This is a genomic window from Nocardia spumae (genome assembly GCF_020733635.1).
GTDB classification, from domain to species: domain Bacteria; phylum Actinomycetota; class Actinomycetes; order Mycobacteriales; family Mycobacteriaceae; genus Nocardia; species Nocardia spumae.
Map to the genome: position 1 here is coordinate 4,567,729 of NZ_JAJFZL010000001.1, position 19,772 is coordinate 4,587,500.

The window sequence follows — 19,772 nt, forward strand, 5'->3', positions numbered from 1 at the left end:
TGGGTGCGGATCCGCTGCCGGCCGGGCAGCCCCCGCCGCGGCCCCGATCGCCGTCCGCCCGCGTCGACCCGATTCGTGCCCGGCCGCCGCCGACCCGCGTAAGTTGGCGTGAACCATGGTGCAATCGGTGGAACTGCTGCTCGACGACGCGGCCGAGGCCGAGATTCGCGGACAGTGGCGCATGCTGGCGGCAGCCGGAATATCCAGTCCCGCACCGGATCACCGGCCGCACGTCACCGTCGGCGTGGCACGGGAGATCTGGCCCCGACTGGACCGGGCACTGTCGCCGCGACCGTTCCGGCCGCTGCCGGTCCGGCTGGGCGGATTACTGATCTTCGGCGCCCGCCATCCGATTCTCGTCCGGCTGGTGGTGCCCACCGAGCAGCTGCTGGCGACCCATCGGCACATCGCGGGGGTCATCGACGCGTGCCCCGGTATTCCGGCGACCATGCGACCCGGTTCGTGGACCCCGCATGTGACGCTGGCGCGGCGACTGAAGCCGGAACAGTTCGCCGCGGCCGTCGATGCCGTGGCCGCCGACCGGGATTCTGCGGCTACCGTGGTGGGTATTCGACGGTGGGACGGTGACCGGCGGATCGAATGGCCGATCGCTCCCGGGGGTGAGGTCCACGGCTGACCCGGCGGAAGATAACCGCGGTCTCCCACGTTGCACCGCATACAACGACACGAGAGGAACCCATGGCCACCCAGACCCTGACCGCGCAGAACTTCGACGAGATCGTGACCGGAAACGACGTCGTCCTCGTCGATTTCTGGGCCGATTGGTGCGGGCCCTGCAAGGCGTTCGCGCCCACTTTCGAGGCGTCCTCGGACCAGCATCCCGATGTTGTCCACGGCAAGGTCGACACCGAGGCGGAACAGAGCCTCGCCGCCGCCGCCAACATTCGCTCGATCCCCACGATCATGGCGTTCCGTGAGGGTGTGCTGGTCTTCGCGCAGCCCGGCGCCCTGCCTCCGACCGCACTGGAAGACCTCGTCTCCCAGGTGAAGGCGCTCGATATGGACGAGGTGCGCAAGCAGCTCGCCGAGCAGCAGGAGCAGCAGCCGCAGCAGGACTGACCACCCCGCACGACGCACCTGTGCCGCATCTCGTTTCAGCTCGAAACGAGATGCGGCACTTCGGTTTTCGGCGGGGTGAGGGTCAGTTCCCCAACTGGTTGATACCGGCGATCATGGCACGCACCGTCGATTCCGGCCCGTCCCCGGCGAGTGCCGCGCCCCAGCCACGACGGCCGTTGCACTCACACTGCACGAAGGTGGCGGTGCCGACATCGGTGCGCCGCTGATGGAACTGCAGGATCTCGACCGGGTAGCCCTCGTCGTAGAGAGCGGAGGTCAGCGCCGCGACCGGACTGCCCGCGGACACCACGGTGCGCGCGTGACCGGCCAATTCGATGGTCGCGGCGTAGGTCGGAGTGCTTCGTTGCCCGATCGGCGTCCAGTCGCTGAGCTTGATCGGACCGGTGTGGTCGCAGTACCGGGTGTAGAACTCGGACGGCGACAGGTCGGCGGATTCGGCGCGCATCCCCTTGGGCGCGGCCGCGATGAACATGTGTGGATCAATGGTGATCGTCATTGGACTAGGTCTTCCCGAAGCTTTGTCGTTGGTCGGATGACAGAAGGGGACCAGCGCAAAAAATCTTCAACGGCCGCAGCGAGGGGGCCGGTCCGAATCAGCTCCCGCTACGGCGAGGTACTACGAGAAGTCGCGCCGCAGCCACCATCGCGGTAAGCGGAAGGAGCACCACGCGGTCGCGGTCGGCGACGTTGCGCGCGGCGCTGTGGCTTGCGGCGGGATTCGGCACGGCTTCGAGAGTATTGACTCCCCGCGGCGATAGCAACAATATCGCCGCGGAACCCACGAGTAACTTCGTCACATTTTCGAGTGAACGGCACACCAACGGACAGTGCTGTGGCCGCCACCGCATTCGCGCAGGCCACAGCGGGTGCGAATCCAGGCCGCCGGACATGGTGGACGGTTCAGGCCGGGCCGGACGCGGGCTTGTGCCAGAGCAGGAGATAGCGCCAGAACACCAATCGACGCACTCGCGCGCCGGGCAGAACGGCACGTGCCCGGCGGGCGGCCTGCCGGGTGGTGAGCTCGGGGTCGAGCACCATCGGCATCGCCGCGTGGGTGGGTTCGTAGGCGTACCACCGACCCGCTCCGGACGCGCGCAGGCCCGCGAATCCGGCGCCGAGAACGCGGTGGCCGAGCGCACCGGCGACCTCGTACGGCAGTTCGCGCACCGGGTCGATGCGCGGAAGCACGATCGCCGCCAGAACCCCGCCCGGTCGCAGGGCCCGGTCCAGTCGCGGCAGCACCCGCTCGAGCGGCATGTGGTGCAGGGTGGTGAGCGACACGACGGCGTCGTATCCGGCCTCGGGCAACGGATGGTCGAGGATATCGGCCACCGCGCAGGTCACATTCGCCGGCACGATCCGGCGGGCCGCCTCGACCATCGCCGGCGAACGGTCCAGGGCATCGACCCGATCGGACCGCCGCGCCAGTTTCGCGGCCAATACCCCCGCACCACAACCGACTTCGAGCACCCGATCACAGTGCGCCGGGAGTCGCCGCAGCAGCGTCCGGTGATAGAAGGCGTTGTGATCCCAGTCCAGTGCACCCATCGCCGCCACCCTAGCCGCAGGGGCGCCGCTCCCGCGGCGCCCGAGGATCAATGCGCGGCGGAGTCCCAGCTGCGACCCACACCGACCGAGACCTCGAGCGGCACCGACAGCTCGATCGCGCTCGACATCTGCTCGCGGGCAAGCGATTCCAGAGCCTCACGTTCACCCGCGGCGACCTCGAAGACCAATTCGTCGTGGATCTGCAGCAGCATGCGCGAGCGCAGCCCCGCCTCGGCGATCGCGGTCTGCACATTGATCATCGCGACCTTGATGATGTCGGCGGCGGTGCCCTGGATCGGCGCGTTCAACGCCATCCGCTCGGCGGCCTCGCGGCGCTGACGATTGCTGGAATCCAGGTCCGGCAGATACCGGCGGCGTCCGAACAGGGTCTCGGTATAGCCGATCTTGCGGGCCTGATCCACGGCCTCGTGCAGATAGTCGCGAATCGCGCCGAAGCGGGAGAAGTACACCTCCATCTGCGCCTTCGCCTCCTCGGCGCTGATCCGCAGCTGCTGCGACAGGCCGTAGGCCGACAATCCGTAGGCCAGACCGTAGGACATCGCCTTGATGCGGCGGCGCATCTCCGGATTGACCTCGGAGATCGGAATGTCGAACGCCTTGGAGGCGACGAAGCTGTGCAGATCCTCACCCGAGTTGAAGGCTTCGATCAGCCCGGCGTCGGAAGACAGGTGCGCCATGATGCGCATCTCGATCTGGCTGTAGTCCGCCGTCATCAGCGATTCGTAGCCCGGACCGACCACGAACGTATCGCGGATGCGACGCCCGGTGTCGGTGCGGATCGGGATGTTCTGCAAATTCGGCTCGGTCGAGGACAGGCGGCCCGTCGCGGCGATGGTCTGATTGAAGGTGGTGTGGATGCGGCCGTCGTCGGCGACCGACTTGAGCAGACCGTCGACGGTGACCTTGAGCCGGGTCGCGTCGCGATGGGCGAGCAGATGTTCGAGGAACGGGTGCTGGGTCTTCTCGAACAGCGACTCGAGCGCATCGGCGTCGGTGGTGTAGCCGGTCTTGGTGCGCTTGGTCTTGGGCATATCCAGTTCGTCGAACAGCACAACCTGCAGCTGTTTGGGCGAGCCGAGGTTGATCTGCTTACCGATCACCTCGTAGGCCGACTCCGCCGCCGAGGCCACCCGATCCGCGAACTCGCGCTGCAGCTGTTCCAACTCGGCGGTATCGACGGCGATGCCCGTCTCCTCGAGATCGGCCAGCACGCCGAGCAGCGGCAGTTCCATCTCGGTGAGCAGCGGCGTGGACTCGATCCGCTCCAGTTCACCGTCGAACGCCTCGGCCAGGTCGACGACGGCGCGGGCGCGCAGTATCTCGGCGCGGGCCAGTTCGGTATCGACCTGATCCTCGTCGTCGAGCAACGACAGCTGAGCATCCTCGGCCGCCTCGACGCGCAGTTCTCGCGACAGGTAACGCAGTGACAGATCGTCCAGGTTGAAGGTGCGCTGCCCCGGCCGGACCAGATACGCCGCCAGTGCGGTATCGGTGGTCAAACCGGCCAGTGTCCAGCCGCGCCCGTGCAATGCGTGCAGCGCCGCCTTGGCTTCGTGCACCGCCTTGGTCGTCCCGGCGTCGGCCAGCCAGGCTCCCAGCGCCCGCTCGTCCTCGGGGGTCAGCGCGACCGCATCCAGGTAACCGCCCTCACCGTCGGCGGCGGCGATCGCGATCGCCTTCACATCGCCGTGCACCGGGGTGGTCGTCCCGACGATCGACAGACCGTGCCGCTCGCCGGCGACCGCGTGGGTCGCCAGCCAGTCCGCAACCGCTCCGGATTCGATCGGTCCACCGCTGATCTCGAAACCGCCCTCGGCCTCCGGCTCCGGCGGAGCGAGCGTCTCGAACAGGCGGTCCCGCAGCACCCGGAACTCGAGATCGTCGAACAGGCGGTGGATCTTGTCGCGATCCCACGGCTGCTGCGCCAGTTGCTCGGGCGTATAGGGCAGCGCGACATCCTTGACCATCTCGGTGAGCTGCCGATTGAGCACCACACTCGACAGATTCGCGCGCAGCGCCTCGCCGACCTTGCCGCGCACCTCGTCGACCCGCTCCACCAGGGTGGGCAGATCACCGAACTCTCGGATCCACTTGGTGGCGGTCTTCTCCCCCACTCCCGGGATGCCCGGCAGATTATCGCTCGGGTCGCCGCGCAGAGCCGCGAAATCCGGGTACTGCGCGGGAGTGAGGCCGTATTTGTCCTCCACCGCCTCGGGGGTGAACCGGGTGAGCTCCGAGACCCCCTTCTTCGGATACAACACCGTCACATCCGGATTGACCAGCTGCAGCGAATCCCGGTCACCGGTGACGATCAATACCCGGAAACCTTGGGGCACAGCCTGAGTCGCGAGCGTGGCGATGATGTCGTCGGCCTCGTAGCCGTCGATCGCCATCACCGGGATACCGAGCGCGCCCAGCACCTCCTGGGTGATCTCGACCTGCCCGCGGAATTCGTCGGGCGTGGTGATGCGATTGGCCTTGTACTCCGGGTAGGCCTCGGTGCGGAAGGTCTGCCGGCTGACATCGAACGCGGCCGCGACATGGGTCGGGCGTTCGTCGCGCAGCAGGTTGATGAGCATGGCGGTGAAGCCGTACACGGCATTCGTGGTCTGCCCGGTGACGGTTTTGAAGTTCTCCGCCGGTAACGCGTAGAAGGCGCGGTAGGCCAACGAATGGCCGTCCAGCAACAACAGGGTGGGCCGTTCGCCGGGGGCACCGGCCGATACGGCTGCCGAGGAGGCAGGCGCGCCGCCGGGGGCGGAAGGCGCAACCGCACCGGTGCTGGACGAGACACTGCCTTGACGCTGATCGGTGGAGGCTGGGGTCACGGGACCGAGTCTAGGGACAGGCACCGACATCCCCGGGCACCGGGCGTAGCAGACGACCCGCGCCACCCGTGCGAACGGCATCCGGACACGGGTGAACCCGGCGGGTCGGCGAACCCGGCCCGCGCCGGCGCCGATCCGCGCCGAGGCCCGGCGATCAGGACTTCGGCGCCAGGTTCTCCAGCACCACTTCGGCGACCGCCTTCATCGTGGTCCGGCGATCCATCGCCGTGCGCTGAATCCACTTGAACGCCTGCGGTTCCGACAACCCCTGCGTCTGCATGAGCACACCCTTGGCACGCTCGACCAGCTTGCGGGTCTCCAGGCGGTCGGACAGGCTCGCGACCTCGTGCTCCAGCGCCGCGATCTCGTGGAATCGGCTGGCCGCCAATTCGATCGCGGGCACCAGATCCGATTTCGTGAACGGCTTGACCAGATACGCCATCGCACCGGCGTCGCGGGCCCGCTCCACCAGGTCACGCTGACTGAAGGCGGTCAGGATCACCACCGGCGCAACACGTTTGGACGCGATCTCGGCGGCGGCATCGATACCGTCGCGACGCGGCATCTTCACATCCATGATGACCAGATCCGGACGGTGCTCCACGGCCAGATCGACCGCCTGCTGCCCGTCACCGGCCTCACCCACAACCTGATAGCCCTCCTCGGAGAGCATCTCCACAAGGTCCATCCGGATGAGCGCCTCGTCTTCGGCCACCACGACACGCTTCGCGGCAGCCGGCGCGTCCTTCGCGCCGGCGCCCCCTGCATTCGTTCCCATAGACAGACCCCTCATATTCCCGATGCCGACACCCGGTGTGCGCGTCCGCCCCGCCCAGCACCGGCCGCACACACCCGAGTGTTCTAAAGCGTACAGTTCAACCGCGCTCACAACCCATCTACCCAGCGCGAACCCGGTCGCACCACGCCGATTCGGTAACCCGGCCCCCTACCGGCTATCATTTCCTCCCGGTGCGCCGAGTTGGCGGAACTGGCAGACGCGACGGTCTCAAAAACCGTTGTCCTCACGGACGTGTGGGTTCGAGTCCCACACTCGGCACCACATCGAGGCGGCCCCATGGCGGGCCGCCTTTCCGTATTCGGGGCACCGCATCGGCGAACAGTGATGCGTACCACGAGGTTTCACCAGGTCAGCGACGTGCGCCCGGGCATTCCGCCGCCGATCCGACATCTGGGACATTTCCGGTGTTAACGGACAGGCAACGAGCCGCTATTGGTTTCACGCCGCATCGAAATACGACTGCGGCGAGAGGGGAACCCCCATGGCCCATCGGCTCGCGATCACGCTGTTCACCTGCGCTGTCGCACTGTGGACAGCCGGATGCTCCGATTCGCACCCGGCCGGGCAGACCACCACCGGCCCGCAGTCCGCCGCGACCGCACCACCGGGGGCGATGCCGTCTCAGCACCCGGTGCGTCCACCGGACTCCGACACGCCGCGCACCGGCACCGCGCCGGGCGAACTGCCGCCCGCATCCGACCCGAACGCGGCGCCCGAGCCGGCACCGGACGCCCCACCCGTGTCCGCGGCACCGGCGCCTCCCGCCCCGCCGGCGCCCTCCGCCGAACCGGCGCCCTCCGCCGAACCGGCGCCGCCTGCCGAGACAGCCGGTCACGGGTATTGCCTCGATATCAACTCCGCAGTGGTCGGGGACGCGTTCGCCACCCTCGGCACCGCGCCCGGCGGATCGCCCTGGCAGCCGCGGGCGGGCACCGACGCCACCGTCGGCAACTGTCCGGCCCTGATGTGGATGACCGCGCAAACCCCGCGCGGGACGGTGTCGTCACCGCAGTATGTGCTGTTCTTCCACAACGGCACCTACCTCGGCACCGCCACCGCCCGGCCGACCTCCTTCACCGCCGTCACCGGATCCACCGACACCTCGGTCTCGGTCCAGTACAAGTGGATCGCCGGTGACGAACCCAACTGCTGTGCGGCCGGTGGCCCCGTCACCGTCACCTACACCTGGGACGGTTCGGCGGTGGTGCCCGATCGGGAATTGCCCGCGGAGGTCACCGGCTGAGCAGAGTGACCGGATCGAGCCGAACACCGGGGCCGTGCCGTGACATCGCGTAGGGTGGACACCACGACCCCGGGATCGAGGAGGTCGCGCCAATGCGGGTGAATCGACTCACCGCCGACCTGTCCGGCTATCCGGATCTGGTGGTGATCTATCTGGGGATGCGGGTCCGTACCCCACGAGGAGTGCTGCGCCTACTCGGACTCGGCCCGAAACTGTACCGCTCCCATCGCGATCGGCCCGATGGGCTGCTGCTGCACGAGGACGTCATCTGGTCGCTGTTCCCGCCACACTGGGGCGCCCGCCAGTATTGGCGCGACCTCGACAGTCTCGAACGCTGGACTCGATCGGCACCGCATCGCGACTGGTGGCAGCGCTTCCTGCGCGATTCCGGCGGCACCGGCTTCTGGCACGAGGCCTACTTCCTGCGCGGCGGCATCGACACCATGTACGACGATATGACCAACCCGACCGGCCTCGGCGCCTTCGCGCCGACCCGCCCCATGCGCGGGCCGCTGTTCGGCGCGCGCGGGCGCGCACAGGACAATGCCACCCGGGTGGGAGCGCACAACACCCACCTCGACGGCCGACCGGCGCCCGCCCCCGTCGTCGACGAAGCCGCCTACTACGAAACCGATGACGACGCCGAGGGTTCCGGACCACCGCACAACGATTGACGGCACCTCGTCGATACGACCTTTCAGCGAAGAATTGGCAAACGGCCGCGCGCGACGCGCTACCGATAGGTGAACATCCCGCGAAATCAGCGGTTTTCGGCCGTCCGAACCTTCTCCCGGACACCGCCACGCCCTACCGTTGCGGATATGCACGTCCTGTTCGTCTGTACCGGCAACGTCTGCCGCTCGGTCATCGCCGAACGTCTGACCCGCGCCGTGGCCGCCGCACACGGACTCGACGATCTCACCGCCGAGAGCGCGGGAACCCGGGCACTGGTCGGCTTCGGCGTCGAACCCCTTGCCGCGCAGACCATCACAGGTCTCGGTGCGGATGCCGGCGACTTCTCGGCACGCAAGCTGAAACCGGAGATGATCAGCCGCGCGGACCTGATTCTGGCGATGACCGAGCAAATCCGCGACCACATCATCCAATCGGATCCCGCCGCGCGCCCCCGCACCTTCACCCTGCTCGAGGCCTACCGCGTCGCCAAGGTCGCGGGCGCCCGGACGATCGCAGCAATCGATAGCGCGCGAAACGATCTCGCCCTGGTCGGCCGCGAGAACATCGCCGACCCGGTGGGCCTGTCCAGCGAGAAGTACTGTGCCGTGGGCGACCGGATCGCCGAAACACTCGTCCCGTTGCTGCTGGCCCTGCACGCCGACCGGGGTGGCCGGGCCGGCTCCGATGTCCACGGGCGCCCGCGGCTGGTCCTGTTGCCGGGCGGCCGCGTCGAGACGACGCCGCCGCCCGCTGTCGAACACCCCCGAATCGGGCGCCACGCCTGAACAATCCGGGGCCACGACCGCGGCAGGGCATGCCACCCTCCCGCCGATCCGGATCCGGGGTTAGACTCCCGGCGGAAACTGCCGACGCCGATGGTTCGACACCGGAACAGGACACAGACATGCCGAAACGAATTTCGGATGTTTCACTCCATGTTTTCGTGACACCGGAAACGCTCGACCGCGTCGTGCACACCGTGCGCTGCGTGGTCGACGACCACCTCGCCGAGCACGATGTCTTCGCTTGGCGCTTCACCCTTCCCGTCGATGCCGATCAGCCCGCACACACACTGCTGGAAACCCAGTGGCGACTGGACCACCCCGATTTCGATCCGGGTGCCCGGCGCACCTACGAAATCGCACTGAGCCTGGTCGGTGACCCCGAACAGCTGTCCGAATCCGGCATGGCCGCACTCGAACACCGCTTGCTGCTCGGGATCGCCACCACCTCCGACGCGATCCCCTATTCGATACAGGCGCTGCATCGCGACAGCTACGACTTCGACGAGAACCGCGAACGCCTCTGACGAGCGTGACGCCACCGAGGACGTCGGTACTACTTGCGAGCCGGGAAGTGCCGGATCACGCCTTCCTGTACGACGGTGGCGAGCAACTCGCCGGCCCGCGAGTAGAAGTGGCCGGTGGCCAGGCCACGCGAACCGGCCGCCACCGGTGACTGCGTCGCGTACAACGCCCAGTCGTCGAATCGGAACGGGCGGTGGAACCAGATCGAATGGTTCACCGTCGCCGCGACGATGCGGTCGAATCCCCACGACAGCCCGTGGGTGGTGATGATCGAGTCCAGGACAGTGGTGTCCGACGAATAGCCCAGGGTCGCGACGTGGATCAGCGGATCGTCGGGCAGTTCGCCATCGGCCTTCATCCAGACCCGGTTGTGATTGAGGGTGCCGCCGGTGCCCTTGAGAATCCAGGCCGGATCGTTGGTGTAGCGCATATCGATCGGATGCGGCGCCTGCACGAACATCTGCAGCTTGTCCTCGAGCCCGGAGAAGGACTCCTCCACCCGGGGCAGGCCATCGGGGTCGGGCACCTGTGGCTGCGGGCTGGCGTGTTCCAAGCCCTTGGCCCAGTCCTGGAACGCCGCCAGCATCACGAACAGCTCTTGATCGTCCTGATACGCCGTCACCGTGCGATTGGCGAAGGCGCGCCCGTCCCGGTGTCGTTCGACCCGGTACTCGATGGGTTTGCGCACATCGCCGCCCCGCACGAAATGAGCGTTGACCGCATGCACCGGACGTCCCGGTCCGACCGTGCGACCGGCAGCGATGATCCCCTGCGCCACCAACTGGCCGCCGAAGGTGCGACTCCACACCTTCTCCGGGTGGTGGCCGCGGAATACGTCCTCGCCGATCTCCTCGAGGTCGAGCAGATCGAGCAGGACCGCGAGATCGCCGCCCCCGGTGGCGTCGCGACCGGCGCCGACCGATTCGACCGGTGACGCGCTCATGCCGCCCCCTCGCCGGCGCTCGGACGTGACACGACCGCACGTGCGGCTGTGTCCATTGTTCGCTCGCTGCGCTCACTCACGGATCAGTGGTCCTCTTCGCCGATGCGATGCACGTGGATCAGGTTCGTGGATCCGACCGTACCCGGCGGCGAGCCGGCCACGATGACCACCAGATCGCCCTTGGTGTACCGGTTCAGCGAGAGCAGTTCCTTGTCGACCTGCCCGATCATCTCGTCGGTGGTGCCCACCGGCGGCACGATGAACGTTTCCACACCCCAGGTCAGCGCGAGCTGGCTACGCACCTCCGGCAGCGGGGTGAACGCCAGCAGCGGCAACGTGGTGTGCAGCCGGGCCAGACGGCGCACGGTGTCACCGGACTGGGTGAAGGCCACCAGCGCCTTGGCATTGAGCCGCTCGCCGATATCGCGGGCGGCGTAGGAGATGACGCCGCGCTTGGTCCGCGGCACGTGGGTCAGCGGGGGCACGCGAGTGGAGGATTCGGATTCCACCGCGTGCACGATGCGGGCCATCGTGCGCACCGTCTCGATCGGGTACTGGCCGACCGAGGTCTCACCGGAGAGCATGACCGCGTCGGCACCGTCGAGCACCGCGTTGGCGACATCGGAGGCCTCGGCACGGGTCGGACGGGAGTTGCCGATCATCGACTCCAGCATCTGGGTGGCGACGATGACGGGTTTGGCATTCTCCCTTGCCATCTGAATGGCACGCTTCTGCACCAGCGGCACTTGCTCGAGCGGCAGTTCCACCCCCAGGTCACCGCGCGCCACCATGATCGCGTCGAAGGCCAGCACGATCGCCTCGAGATTGTCGATGGCTTCGGGCTTTTCGAGTTTGCCGATCACCGGCACCCGGCGTCCGACCCGGTCCATCACGTCGTGGACCAGCTCGACGTCCGAGGGAGACCGTACGAACGACAGGGCGATGAAGTCCACGCCGAGCCGCAGGGCGAATTCCAGATCCTCGATGTCCTTGTCGGACAACGCCGGAACGGACACGTCCATCCCCGGCAGCGAGACGCCCTTGTTGTTGGAGACCGGACCGCCCTCGGTCACGCGGCACACCACGTCGTTGCCCTCGACGCGGACCACGGTCAGGCCGACCTTGCCGTCGTCGACGAGCAGCCGGTCACCGGCCTTGGCGTCCTCGGGTAGCTGTTTGTAGGTGGTGGAGACGCGATCGTGGGTGCCGTCCACGTCCTCCGACGTGATCCGCACCTCCTCGCCCGTCGCCCACACGGTGCGGCCGTCGATGAAACGGCCCAAGCGGATCTTCGGCCCCTGCAGGTCGGCGAGAATGCCGACCGCACGGCTCATCTGCTCGGCCGCATGCCGCACCTTGTGATAATTCTCGGCGTGATCGGCGTGTTCTCCGTGACTGAAATTCAACCGGGCCACGTCCATGCCACTGTCGACAAGTTCACGGATCCGGTCCTCGGTGGCTGTGGCCGGCCCGAGGGTGCACACAATCTTTGTCCGTCGCATCACGGATCGAGCCTAGCCCTGCCGCGGATATAGCGCTTACCCGCACACCCGTTGCTGGTGAACGGCAAAAGTATGGCCCACATCACAACACCACCCGGCACCGGCGTCATTCCTGCAGAGGGCGGTTGTAGGGGTCGCGCACCTTGCCGGTGAGAATCATGATCGCGTCGATGAACGGCCAGATACCGCCGATACCGCAGGTGGCGATGGTGACCACCAGCTGCGCGACGCCGATGCCCGGGTAGCCGAGATAGAAGCGGCCGACCCCGAGCCCGCCGACGAACAGTTGCAGCAGGCCCGCGGTGAGCTTGGATTTGTCCGAGAACGGTTCGCCGTACATATTGCGGCCGAAGGGCGCCTCGGGGTCCATCCCGTAGGCGCCGGGCGGGTAGCCCGGCGGCTGGCCGTACGGCTGCGCGTAAGGGTCGACCGGCTGCCCGTAGGGCTGGCTGTATCCGGGCTGACCGTACGCGGGCTGACCGTAGGGTGCGCCGGGGCCGGTACCGGGCGCACCGTACTGCGGGCCGTACCCGGGCTGCGGCTGATAGGGATCGGTCACGAAGTCCTCCTCGTCGAGCGGTCGGCCGCTCAGCTCTTGTTCGCCTGCTTGCGGCCCCGTTTGCGCCCGGTCGGCTGCGCCGTGCCCTCGGTCCGCGAGTCGGTAGCGGCCGCATCCGTGTCATCGGCCGCGGCGCCGGGATCGTTGCCGGTGTCGTCCGGATCGCCTGATTCGGGCCCGGACTCGTCCGCCGCGCCCGATGCGGTGGGAGGTGTCGCACCGTCTTCGGGCTCGGCCTCGGCCTCAGTGCCGGAGCCGGATTCCGAAGAACCGGACTTCCGGACGGCGGGCGCCGGGGCATCGGTGTCCGATGCCACGGCGTCCTCCGGCGGCCCGTCCGGTTCCGCGGCGGGGGCCCCGGTACCGGCAGCGGTTGCGGCAGTGGCGTTCTCGCCGGCCGCCCGCTGCTCGGCACCGTGGCGGCGCAGTGCGCCCCATTGCCACGGCCACGGGCGCTCACCGCCGGGCGCGAGCTGTGCGGCGGTCTCGCGCCCCTTGGTCGCGAGGACGAAATAGGCCACCGCGCAGAGGAATACGATCGCCGAGGTGTAGGAGTTCACCCGGATGCCGAAGATGTGGGTGGCCTCGTCGTCGCGCAGCAGTTCGACCCAGAACCGGCCGAAGGTGTAGATGGCGACGTACAGGGCGAACAGGCGTCCGTGGCCGATGCGCCAGCGCTTGTCGACCATGACCAGGACCAGCACGCCGAGCAGATTCCAGATCAGCTCGTAGAGGAACGTCGGCTGCACGACCTTCTCCACCACACCGGTGGAGACACCGTTCATCATGTCCAGCTGACCGTCGGAGTCGAAACGCAGGTAGATCTCGAGGCCCCACGGCAGATCGGTCTTGCGGCCGTACAGCTCCTGATTGAAATAGTTGCCGAGGCGGCCGATGCCCTGGGCGAGCAGAATCGCCGGGGCGATGGCATCACCGAAGGCGGGCAACGGGATTCGATAGACCCGACAGCCGATCCAGGCGCCGACGCCGCCGAGCAGCACCGCGCCCCAGATGCCGAGCCCACCCTCCCAGATCTTCAGCGCGTTGAGCGGGTGCCCGCCGGCGCCGAAATACTTCTCCCAGTCGGTGGCGACGTGATAGAGCCGGCCACCGACGAGTCCGAACGGCACCGCGAACATCGCCACGTCCAGTACCGCGCCCGGCTGGCCACCGCGTTCCCGCCACCGCCGCTCACCCCACCAGATCGCGACGATGATGCCGATGATGATGCAGATCGCATAGGCACGCAGCGGGAACGGGCCCACATCCCACACCCCACGCGGCGGACTGGGGATAAAGGCCAGCACCGCTCCACCGTGCACACCAACGCTGTCTGCCAGGACTGGAAAAGTCACGGCCCCACCGTAACGGAGGGCACAGTTTCCGCCCAGTTCGCGTCGTCTCAGTCGGCGGAAGCGGCCGCGAGCCACGGTCGAGAGCACGGCCGGCCCTGCCGCACACCCCGACGCCCGGCGCGTCGGCGGGCCGGGCCGAGTGACAGCGGTTCGCTACCTCCACCTCCGAGTCCGGCAGCTCGGGAACACTTCGACCGCGCGATCGCCACCGCCCGCGGACACGCCGGAGCACCCCGGCTCGGGTTCTCCAGCGCGCCGGGCCGGCCGCACGAGGGCCGCATTCACCCGACGACTACCGTGCCCGGTTCGAACGAGCGGTGTCGCTCCGCGGGGTCGAGTCGGCAGCGCCGTGGCGGAACCACGCGCCAGTGGACCCGATGTGGTGCTCGTGGCGTGTCCTGTCGCCGACCGCGGGCGGAGCGGGAGTCAGTTGACGACGGTGGCCGATCGAACGCCTTCGGCCAGCTCGGCGGTCAGCGCACGCACCTGGTCCAGGCCCTGTCCCGCGGCCGATACCAGAGCGGAGCCGACGATGACTCCATCGGCGTAGGAAGCGATCTCGGCGGCCTGGGCGCCGCTACGCACACCGAGTCCCACACCGACCGGGATGTCGGAGTGCGCGCGCACCCGCGCGCACAACTCGGGTGCCGCCGAGGACACCGCGTCACGAGCTCCGGTCACACCCATCGTGGACGCCGCGTAGAGGAATCCACTGCTGGACTCGATCGTCTTCACGAGGCGTTCCTCGGTCGAGGACGGTGCCACCAGGAAGATGCGGTCCAGATCGTGGGCGCGGGAGGCGTCGAACCACTGCCCCGCCTCCTCCGGAATCAGGTTCGGCGTGATCAGGCCCATGCCACCGGCGGCCGACAGATCACGCGCGAAGCGGTCGACTCCGTACTGCAGCACCGGATTCCAGTAGGTCATCACCACGGCCCGGCCGCCGGCCGCGGTGATCGCCTCGACCACCGCGAACACGTCACGTACCCGCACGCCACCGCGCAGGGCCTGTTCGGCGGCGGCCTGGATGGTGGGTCCGTCCATCACCGGATCGGAGTAGGCGACGCCGACTTCGATGATGTCGCAACCGGATTCGACCATGGCGGTGCACACGTCGATGGATCCGGCGAGGTCGGGGTACCCGGCGGGCAGATAGCCGATCAGCGCGGCACGACCCTCTCCGCGGCAGGCATCGAAGGTCGATTGCAGACGGCTCACGAGCGGTTCTCCTCGGCGGCGGGGCCGTTGTCGTCGAACAGTCCGAACCAGCGGGCCGCGGTATCCATATCCTTGTCGCCGCGTCCGGACAGATTCACCAGGATGATTGCCCCCGAACCCAATTCGCGGCCCAGCTGCAGGGCGCCGGCGACCGCGTGCGCGGACTCGATGGCGGGGATGATGCCCTCGGTGCGCGACAGCAGCAGCAGCGCGTCCATCGCCTCGGCATCGGTCACGGGACGGTATTCCGCGCGGCCGACATCCTTGAGGTAGGCGTGCTCGGGGCCCACGCCGGGGTAGTCCAGACCCGCGGAGATGGAATGCGATTCGATGGTCTGCCCGTCTTCGTCCTGCAGCAGGTACGAGTAGGCGCCCTGGAAGGCGCCGGGGCGGCCACCGGCGAAAGTGGCTGCGTGCCTGCCGGTTTCGACACCGTCGCCGGCGGCTTCGAAGCCGACCAGCCGCACGCTCGCATCGTCGATGAACGGGTGGAAGATGCCGATCGCGTTGGATCCGCCGCCCACGCAGGCGACCACGGCGTCGGGCAGGCGGCCGGTCTGCGCCTGCACCTGCACCCGCGCCTCGAGCCCGATCACCCGCTGGAAATCGCGCACCATGAGCGGGAACGGATGCGGCCCGGCCGCGGTGCCGAAGCAGTAGTAGGTTTCCTCGGCGTTGGTGACCCAGTCGCGCAGCGCCTCGTTGATCGCGTCCTTGAGCGTCTGCGATCCGGTGGTCACCGAGACGACCTCGGCGCCGAGCAATCGCATCCGGGCGACGTTGAGGGCCTGGCGCGCGGTGTCGACCGCGCCCATGTAGACCACGCAGTCCAGCCCCAGCAGGGCGCAGGCGGTCGCGGTCGCGACACCGTGCTGGCCGGCGCCGGTCTCGGCGATGACGCGGGTCTTACCCATGCGCTGGGCCAGCAACGCCTGGCCGAGCACATTGTTGATCTTGTGCGAACCGGTGTGGTTCAGATCCTCGCGCTTGAGCAGGATGCGGGCACCACCGGCGTGCTCGGACAGCCGGGCGCATTCGAAGACCGGCGACGGCCGGCCCGCGTAGTCACGCTGCAGCCGATCGAGTTCGGCCAGGAAGTCCGGGTCGACCCGGCTCTTGTCGTATTCGGCGGAGACCTCCTCGATCACCGCCATCAGCGCCTCGGGTACGTGCCGCCCGCCGTAGACGCCGAAGTGGCCGCCCAGGTCGGGCTCGTGGCTGCGCTGGGTCACCCCCTCGCTGGCCGGTGGGAGCACGGGCTCGCGCACTCCGGTCATCGAGTCACACCCCGGCGCAGCGGACGTGGGCACGACGGGTGGGTACCCGCGGTGGCCAGCTCGGAGACGGCCGCCCGAGGATCACCGCTGGTCACCAGGCTCTCGCCGACCAGGACCGCATCGGCGCCGGCACCGGCGTAGGCGAGCAGATCGGCGGTCCCGCTGACTCCGGACTCGGCAACACGGATGATCTCGGTGGGCAACCCGGGAGCGATCCGGGCGAAGACGTCGCGATCGACCTCGAGAGTCTTGAGGTTACGGGCGTTGACGCCGATCACGGAGGCGCCGGCGGTCAGCGCGCGGTCGGCCTCCTCCTCGGTGTGCACCTCGACCAGGGCGGTCATCCCCAGCGATTCCGTGCGATCGATCAGCGAGGACAGGACATCCTGTTCCAGCGCGGCGACGATCAGCAGGATCACGTCCGCGCCGTGGGCACGGGCCTCGTGGATCTGATACGGGCCGACGACGAAATCCTTGCGCAGGATCGGCACGTCCACGACCGCGCGCACGGCGTCCAGGTCGTCGAGCGAACCGTGGAAACGGCGGCCCTCGGTGAGCACGCTGATGATGCGCGCGCCACCGTCTTCGTAGGCCTTCGCCAGGCTCGCCGGGTCCGGGATGTCAGCCAGCTCACCCTTGGAGGGGCTGGCGCGCTTGACCTCGGCGATGACTCCGATCCCGTCCGCGTGCAGCGCGGCGAGCGCGTCCCGCGGCGAGGGAGCCGCGGCTGCGGCCTTCTTGACGGCCTGGAAATCCAGGAGGGCTTCCCGAGCGGCCACATCCGCGCGGACCCCGTCGAGAATCGAGTCGAGTACCGTCATCTGGCTCGAATCCTTTCTGGGGAGACGGACTTGCTACCTGAGAATCCCCCCAGGTGCTGTCTCACCGATGCTGTTAAAGAGTAATTGGAGGTGTTCGCCGGGCCTACGGCGGGGTGTGGCGCCGAGCACCTGCCTCGTTGCCGCGCCGTTCTCATCGGCCGGGCTCGTCGTCGGTCGGATCGGCGCCGGCATCGAGCGCATCCCACAGCACGCGTTGTGAGAGTTCGTCCGAGTCCGGTGAGGCGGTCCCGGCGGGAGTCGCCGCGGCCGTGTTCGCGGGTTCCGGATCGGCGCCGGTGTGCCGCCGCTCGGCGACCTGCTCGGCGGCCGCGGCCCGGCGGAACACCGGATTGTCGTACTTACCCGACATGCGGGCGGTGTCCTCGGGCATACGGGCCAGCAGCACGCCGGCGACGAAGGCCGCGATCGCCCCGACCACACTCAGCGCGGCGGGAAACGCCGCGGCGGTCGCCTGATCGACCTGGGCACGCGCGGGCAGCTCCGCCAGTCTCGCGGCCCGTTCGGCGATCTTCGCTTGCTGGGTCAGCAAGGCCACGCCGGGAACCGCGGCCACCGCGGCCACCACCGCCACGACGACACCGATCAAACGGCGCAGCCAGCCCTTGGTGGCGAAGACGGCCGCGATCGAAGCCACCAGGACGAGCGCCAGCGGCGTCAGCGCGCCGAACCAGAGACCGCCGTCGATGTGCTGGGTGCGCGGTTCGGTGAGCCCGTCCGAGGAGTGCAGGGTCACCCAGGTCATCCGGGAGGAGCCCCACAGCGCGATGGCCGCGACCGCGAGCAGCAGCACCGGCACGATCGGCCGGGTGCGCCCGCCCGACTGCGCCACCTCGCCGGAGGTCGCCTCGGGCGAGGTCGCGTCGGTCTCCGGTTCGGTGCGCGAATTCTGCTGGGCCGGTTCGGGTTCGGAAGTGGTCATAGCATGGTGGGGTCGGGTTCGGGGGTGAAGGTGCGGACGGTGCGTGCGGCGGCGACGGCCTTCAGGACGGCCATCGCCTTGTTGCACGACTCCTCGTCCTCGTAGTCGGGCTGTGAATCGGCGACGATACCGGCACCGGCCTGCACATAGGCGACGCCGTCCTTGAGCAGCGCGGTGCGGATCGCGATCGCGGTATCGGCGTCACCGGCGAAATCCAGGTAGCCGACCACTCCGGCGTAGACGCCGCGGCGGGTGGGCTCGTTCTCCTCGATCAATTCCATCGCACGCACCTTCGGGGCGCCCGACAGCGTGCCGGCCGGGAAACAGGCGCGTACCGCGTCGAAGGCGATACGCCCGGCGGCGAGCCGGCCGGTCACCGTCGACACCAGATGCATGACGTGGCTGTAGCGCTCGATATGCCGGTAATCGGTCACCCGCACGGTGCCCGGCTCGCAGACCCGGCCCAGATCGTTGCGGCCGAGGTCGACGAGCATGAGATGTTCGGCGTTCTCCTTCTCGTCGCTGAGCAGATCCTTCTCGAGCAGCAGATCGTCCTCCTCGGTGGCGCCCCGCCACCGGGTGCCGGCGATCGGATGTGTCGTCGCCACACCGTCTTTCACGGTCACCAGCGATTCCGGGCTCGATCCGACGATGGAGAACGCGGTGCCGCCGGCGCCGTCGGGAATGTGCATCAGATACATGTACGGACTCGGATTCGAGGCGCGCAGCATCCGGTACACATCCAGCGGTTCGCCGTCGAAGTCCATCTCGAAGCGCTGCGACAGCACCACCTGGAACGCCTCACCGGCCTCGATCTCGCCGATCAGCCGCCGCACTCCGGCACCGAAGTCCTCGGGGGTCCGGCGGCGCAGGTAGTCGGGTTCGGGACGGTCGAAGACCGACACGGTCGAATCCGCGGGGGCGGCGAGCGCGGCGGTCATCCGGTCGAGGCGGGCGACCGCGTCGTCGTAGGCCTCGTCGACCCGCTCGTCGGTGCCGTTCCAGTTCACCGCGTTGGCGATGAGCGTGATCGCGCCCTCGTGATGATCGAACGCGGCCAGATCCGCGGCGAGCAACAGCACCATCTCCGGAACCTGGAGATCGTCGGTGGTGAGTTCCGGCAGCCGTTCGATGCGGCGCACGATGTCGTAGCCCAGATAACCGACCAGGCCGCCGGTCAGCGGCGGCAGATCGGGCAGCCGCTCGGTACGCAGCAGCTCGAGGGTGTCGCGCAGCGCCTGCAACGGGTCACCGCCGGCGGGTGCGTCGGCGGGGGTGGCGCCCAGCCACGCGGCCTGCCCGTCGACCACGGTCAGCGCGGTGGGGCTGCCGGCTCCGATGAACGACCAGCGCGACCAGGACCGGCCGTTCTCGGCCGACTCGAGCAGGAAGGTGCCCGGCCGGCCGGCGGCCAGTTTGCGGTACGCGGACAGCGGGGTCTCCGAATCCGCCAGCACCTTACGGGTGACCGGTACCACGCGGTGCGCGGCCGCGAGCATGCGGAACTGGTCACGAGTGGTGGTGGTTGCGGTTTCCGGACGGTCGAATGCGGCGCCGTGCATATCGCCCATCATTCCAGTCCGCCGCAACCGAGATTCGCTGGCCCCGTCCCGCCCCGCCGGGTACCGATTCGGC

The 19,772-nt window shown here is 68.5% G+C and carries 19 protein-coding genes and 1 tRNA gene; 7 read left to right on the plus strand and 13 right to left on the minus strand.

The genetic code is table 11. The annotated features are described in order from the left end of the window. Positions 1-115: 115 nt before the first annotated feature. Both LKD76_RS20370 and trxA read left to right on the plus strand, forming a co-directional pair. Positions 116-637 (plus strand): 2'-5' RNA ligase family protein, encoded by a 522-nt coding sequence (locus LKD76_RS20370; protein WP_227982909.1) that lies wholly within the window; start codon positions 116-118, stop codon positions 635-637. 62 nt (positions 638-699) lie between these two features. Continuing rightward, on the plus strand, positions 700-1,080 hold the full coding sequence (trxA, locus tag LKD76_RS20375; RefSeq protein ID WP_227982910.1) for a thioredoxin: 381 nt from the start codon (positions 700-702) through the stop codon (positions 1,078-1,080). 82 nt (positions 1,081-1,162) lie between these two features. Here the strand turns inward: trxA and LKD76_RS20380 are convergent, their stop codons facing one another. The 4 genes from LKD76_RS20380 to LKD76_RS20395 form a co-directional block, all read right to left on the minus strand. Then, positions 1,163-1,597 (minus strand): 2-isopropylmalate synthase, encoded by a 435-nt coding sequence (locus LKD76_RS20380; RefSeq protein WP_227982911.1) that lies wholly within the window; start codon positions 1,595-1,597, stop codon positions 1,163-1,165. Positions 1,598-2,001: 404 nt separating this feature from the next. Beyond that, positions 2,002-2,649, minus strand: a complete 648-nt coding sequence (locus LKD76_RS20385) for a class I SAM-dependent methyltransferase (protein WP_227982912.1) — start codon at positions 2,647-2,649, stop codon at positions 2,002-2,004. 47 nt (positions 2,650-2,696) lie between these two features. Next, positions 2,697-5,498 carry a DNA polymerase I gene (gene polA / locus LKD76_RS20390; protein ID WP_372465887.1) on the minus strand — a complete coding sequence of 934 codons (2,802 nt, stop codon included), beginning with the start codon at positions 5,496-5,498 and terminating at the stop codon, positions 2,697-2,699. Positions 5,499-5,652: 154 nt separating this feature from the next. Further along, on the minus strand, positions 5,653-6,276 hold the full coding sequence (locus LKD76_RS20395) for an ANTAR domain-containing response regulator (RefSeq protein ID WP_227982913.1): 624 nt from the start codon (positions 6,274-6,276) through the stop codon (positions 5,653-5,655). Between the two features lie 195 nt (positions 6,277-6,471). Here LKD76_RS20395 and LKD76_RS20400 point away from each other — a divergent pair. The 5 genes from LKD76_RS20400 (at position 6,472) to LKD76_RS20420 (ending at position 9,524) form a co-directional block, all read left to right on the plus strand. Continuing rightward, positions 6,472-6,558 (plus strand) — tRNA-Leu (locus LKD76_RS20400). A gap of 220 nt (positions 6,559-6,778) precedes the next feature. Further along, complete coding sequence (locus tag LKD76_RS20405) at positions 6,779-7,540, plus strand: LppP/LprE family lipoprotein (RefSeq protein WP_227982914.1); 762 nt, start codon at positions 6,779-6,781, stop codon at positions 7,538-7,540. A 92-nt stretch (positions 7,541-7,632) separates the two neighbouring features. Further along, complete coding sequence (locus tag LKD76_RS20410; RefSeq protein ID WP_227982915.1) at positions 7,633-8,214, plus strand: monooxygenase family protein; 582 nt, start codon at positions 7,633-7,635, stop codon at positions 8,212-8,214. Between the two features lie 147 nt (positions 8,215-8,361). Then, positions 8,362-9,000, plus strand: a complete 639-nt coding sequence (locus tag LKD76_RS20415; RefSeq protein WP_227982916.1) for an arsenate reductase/protein-tyrosine-phosphatase family protein — start codon at positions 8,362-8,364, stop codon at positions 8,998-9,000. A gap of 158 nt (positions 9,001-9,158) precedes the next feature. Beyond that, complete coding sequence (locus tag LKD76_RS20420) at positions 9,159-9,524, plus strand: hypothetical protein (protein ID WP_227982917.1); 366 nt, start codon at positions 9,159-9,161, stop codon at positions 9,522-9,524. Positions 9,525-9,553: 29 nt separating this feature from the next. Here the strand turns inward: LKD76_RS20420 and LKD76_RS20425 are convergent, their stop codons facing one another. The 9 genes from LKD76_RS20425 to LKD76_RS20465 form a co-directional block, all read right to left on the minus strand. After that, positions 9,554-10,465, minus strand: coding sequence for an acyl-CoA thioesterase (locus tag LKD76_RS20425; RefSeq protein WP_227982918.1), 912 nt, complete (start codon positions 10,463-10,465; stop codon positions 9,554-9,556). An 83-nt stretch (positions 10,466-10,548) separates the two neighbouring features. Next, positions 10,549-11,970, minus strand: coding sequence for a pyruvate kinase (gene pyk / locus LKD76_RS20430; protein WP_227982919.1), 1,422 nt, complete (start codon positions 11,968-11,970; stop codon positions 10,549-10,551). 103 nt (positions 11,971-12,073) lie between these two features. Then, positions 12,074-12,526, minus strand: coding sequence for a TM2 domain-containing protein (locus LKD76_RS32380; protein ID WP_372465888.1), 453 nt, complete (start codon positions 12,524-12,526; stop codon positions 12,074-12,076). Between the two features lie 29 nt (positions 12,527-12,555). Continuing rightward, positions 12,556-13,881, minus strand: coding sequence for a prolipoprotein diacylglyceryl transferase (gene lgt / locus LKD76_RS20440; protein ID WP_422615966.1), 1,326 nt, complete (start codon positions 13,879-13,881; stop codon positions 12,556-12,558). A 426-nt stretch (positions 13,882-14,307) separates the two neighbouring features. Next, a complete protein-coding gene (trpA, locus tag LKD76_RS20445) occupies positions 14,308-15,099 on the minus strand; it encodes a tryptophan synthase subunit alpha (RefSeq protein ID WP_227982920.1) in 792 nt (263 codons plus the stop codon). After that, positions 15,096-16,376 (minus strand): tryptophan synthase subunit beta, encoded by a 1,281-nt coding sequence (gene trpB, locus LKD76_RS20450; protein ID WP_227982921.1) that lies wholly within the window; start codon positions 16,374-16,376, stop codon positions 15,096-15,098. The genes trpA and trpB overlap by 4 nt, the downstream gene beginning before the upstream one ends. Next, a complete protein-coding gene (gene trpC, locus LKD76_RS20455) occupies positions 16,373-17,197 on the minus strand; it encodes an indole-3-glycerol phosphate synthase TrpC (RefSeq protein WP_227982922.1) in 825 nt (274 codons plus the stop codon). The genes trpB and trpC overlap by 4 nt, the downstream gene beginning before the upstream one ends. Positions 17,198-17,348: 151 nt before the next feature. Next, entirely contained in the window at positions 17,349-18,137 is a 789-nt protein-coding gene (locus LKD76_RS20460) for a TIGR02234 family membrane protein (protein WP_227982923.1), read from the minus strand. After that, the gene (locus tag LKD76_RS20465) at positions 18,134-19,711 is read right to left on the minus strand and encodes an anthranilate synthase component I (RefSeq protein WP_372465889.1); all 1,578 of its coding nucleotides are present in this window, start codon (positions 19,709-19,711) and stop codon (positions 18,134-18,136) included. Before LKD76_RS20465 ends, LKD76_RS20460 begins: the two co-directional genes overlap by 4 nt. Positions 19,712-19,772 lie beyond the last annotated feature (61 nt).

What these genes read in the sequence shown, in the direction of transcription:
- LKD76_RS20370 (WP_227982909.1), top strand. Translation starts at nt 116, where the DNA reads ATGGTGCAATCGGTGGAACTGCTGCTCGACGACGCGGCCGAGGCCGAG.
- trxA (WP_227982910.1), top strand. Translation starts at nt 700, where the DNA reads ATGGCCACCCAGACCCTGACCGCGCAGAACTTCGACGAGATCGTGACC.
- LKD76_RS20380 (WP_227982911.1), bottom strand. Translation starts at nt 1,597, where the DNA reads ATGACGATCACCATTGATCCACACATGTTCATCGCGGCCGCGCCCAAG.
- LKD76_RS20385 (WP_227982912.1), bottom strand. Translation starts at nt 2,649, where the DNA reads ATGGGTGCACTGGACTGGGATCACAACGCCTTCTATCACCGGACGCTG.
- LKD76_RS20395 (WP_227982913.1), bottom strand. Translation starts at nt 6,276, where the DNA reads ATGGGAACGAATGCAGGGGGCGCCGGCGCGAAGGACGCGCCGGCTGCC.
- LKD76_RS20405 (WP_227982914.1), top strand. Translation starts at nt 6,779, where the DNA reads ATGGCCCATCGGCTCGCGATCACGCTGTTCACCTGCGCTGTCGCACTG.
- LKD76_RS20410 (WP_227982915.1), top strand. Translation starts at nt 7,633, where the DNA reads ATGCGGGTGAATCGACTCACCGCCGACCTGTCCGGCTATCCGGATCTG.
- LKD76_RS20415 (WP_227982916.1), top strand. Translation starts at nt 8,362, where the DNA reads ATGCACGTCCTGTTCGTCTGTACCGGCAACGTCTGCCGCTCGGTCATC.
- LKD76_RS20425 (WP_227982918.1), bottom strand. Translation starts at nt 10,465, where the DNA reads ATGAGCGCGTCACCGGTCGAATCGGTCGGCGCCGGTCGCGACGCCACC.
- trpB (WP_227982921.1), bottom strand. Translation starts at nt 16,376, where the DNA reads ATGACCGGAGTGCGCGAGCCCGTGCTCCCACCGGCCAGCGAGGGGGTG.
- trpC (WP_227982922.1), bottom strand. Translation starts at nt 17,197, where the DNA reads ATGACGGTACTCGACTCGATTCTCGACGGGGTCCGCGCGGATGTGGCC.
- LKD76_RS20460 (WP_227982923.1), bottom strand. Translation starts at nt 18,137, where the DNA reads ATGACCACTTCCGAACCCGAACCGGCCCAGCAGAATTCGCGCACCGAA.
- LKD76_RS20465 (WP_372465889.1), bottom strand. Translation starts at nt 19,711, where the DNA reads ATGATGGGCGATATGCACGGCGCCGCATTCGACCGTCCGGAAACCGCA.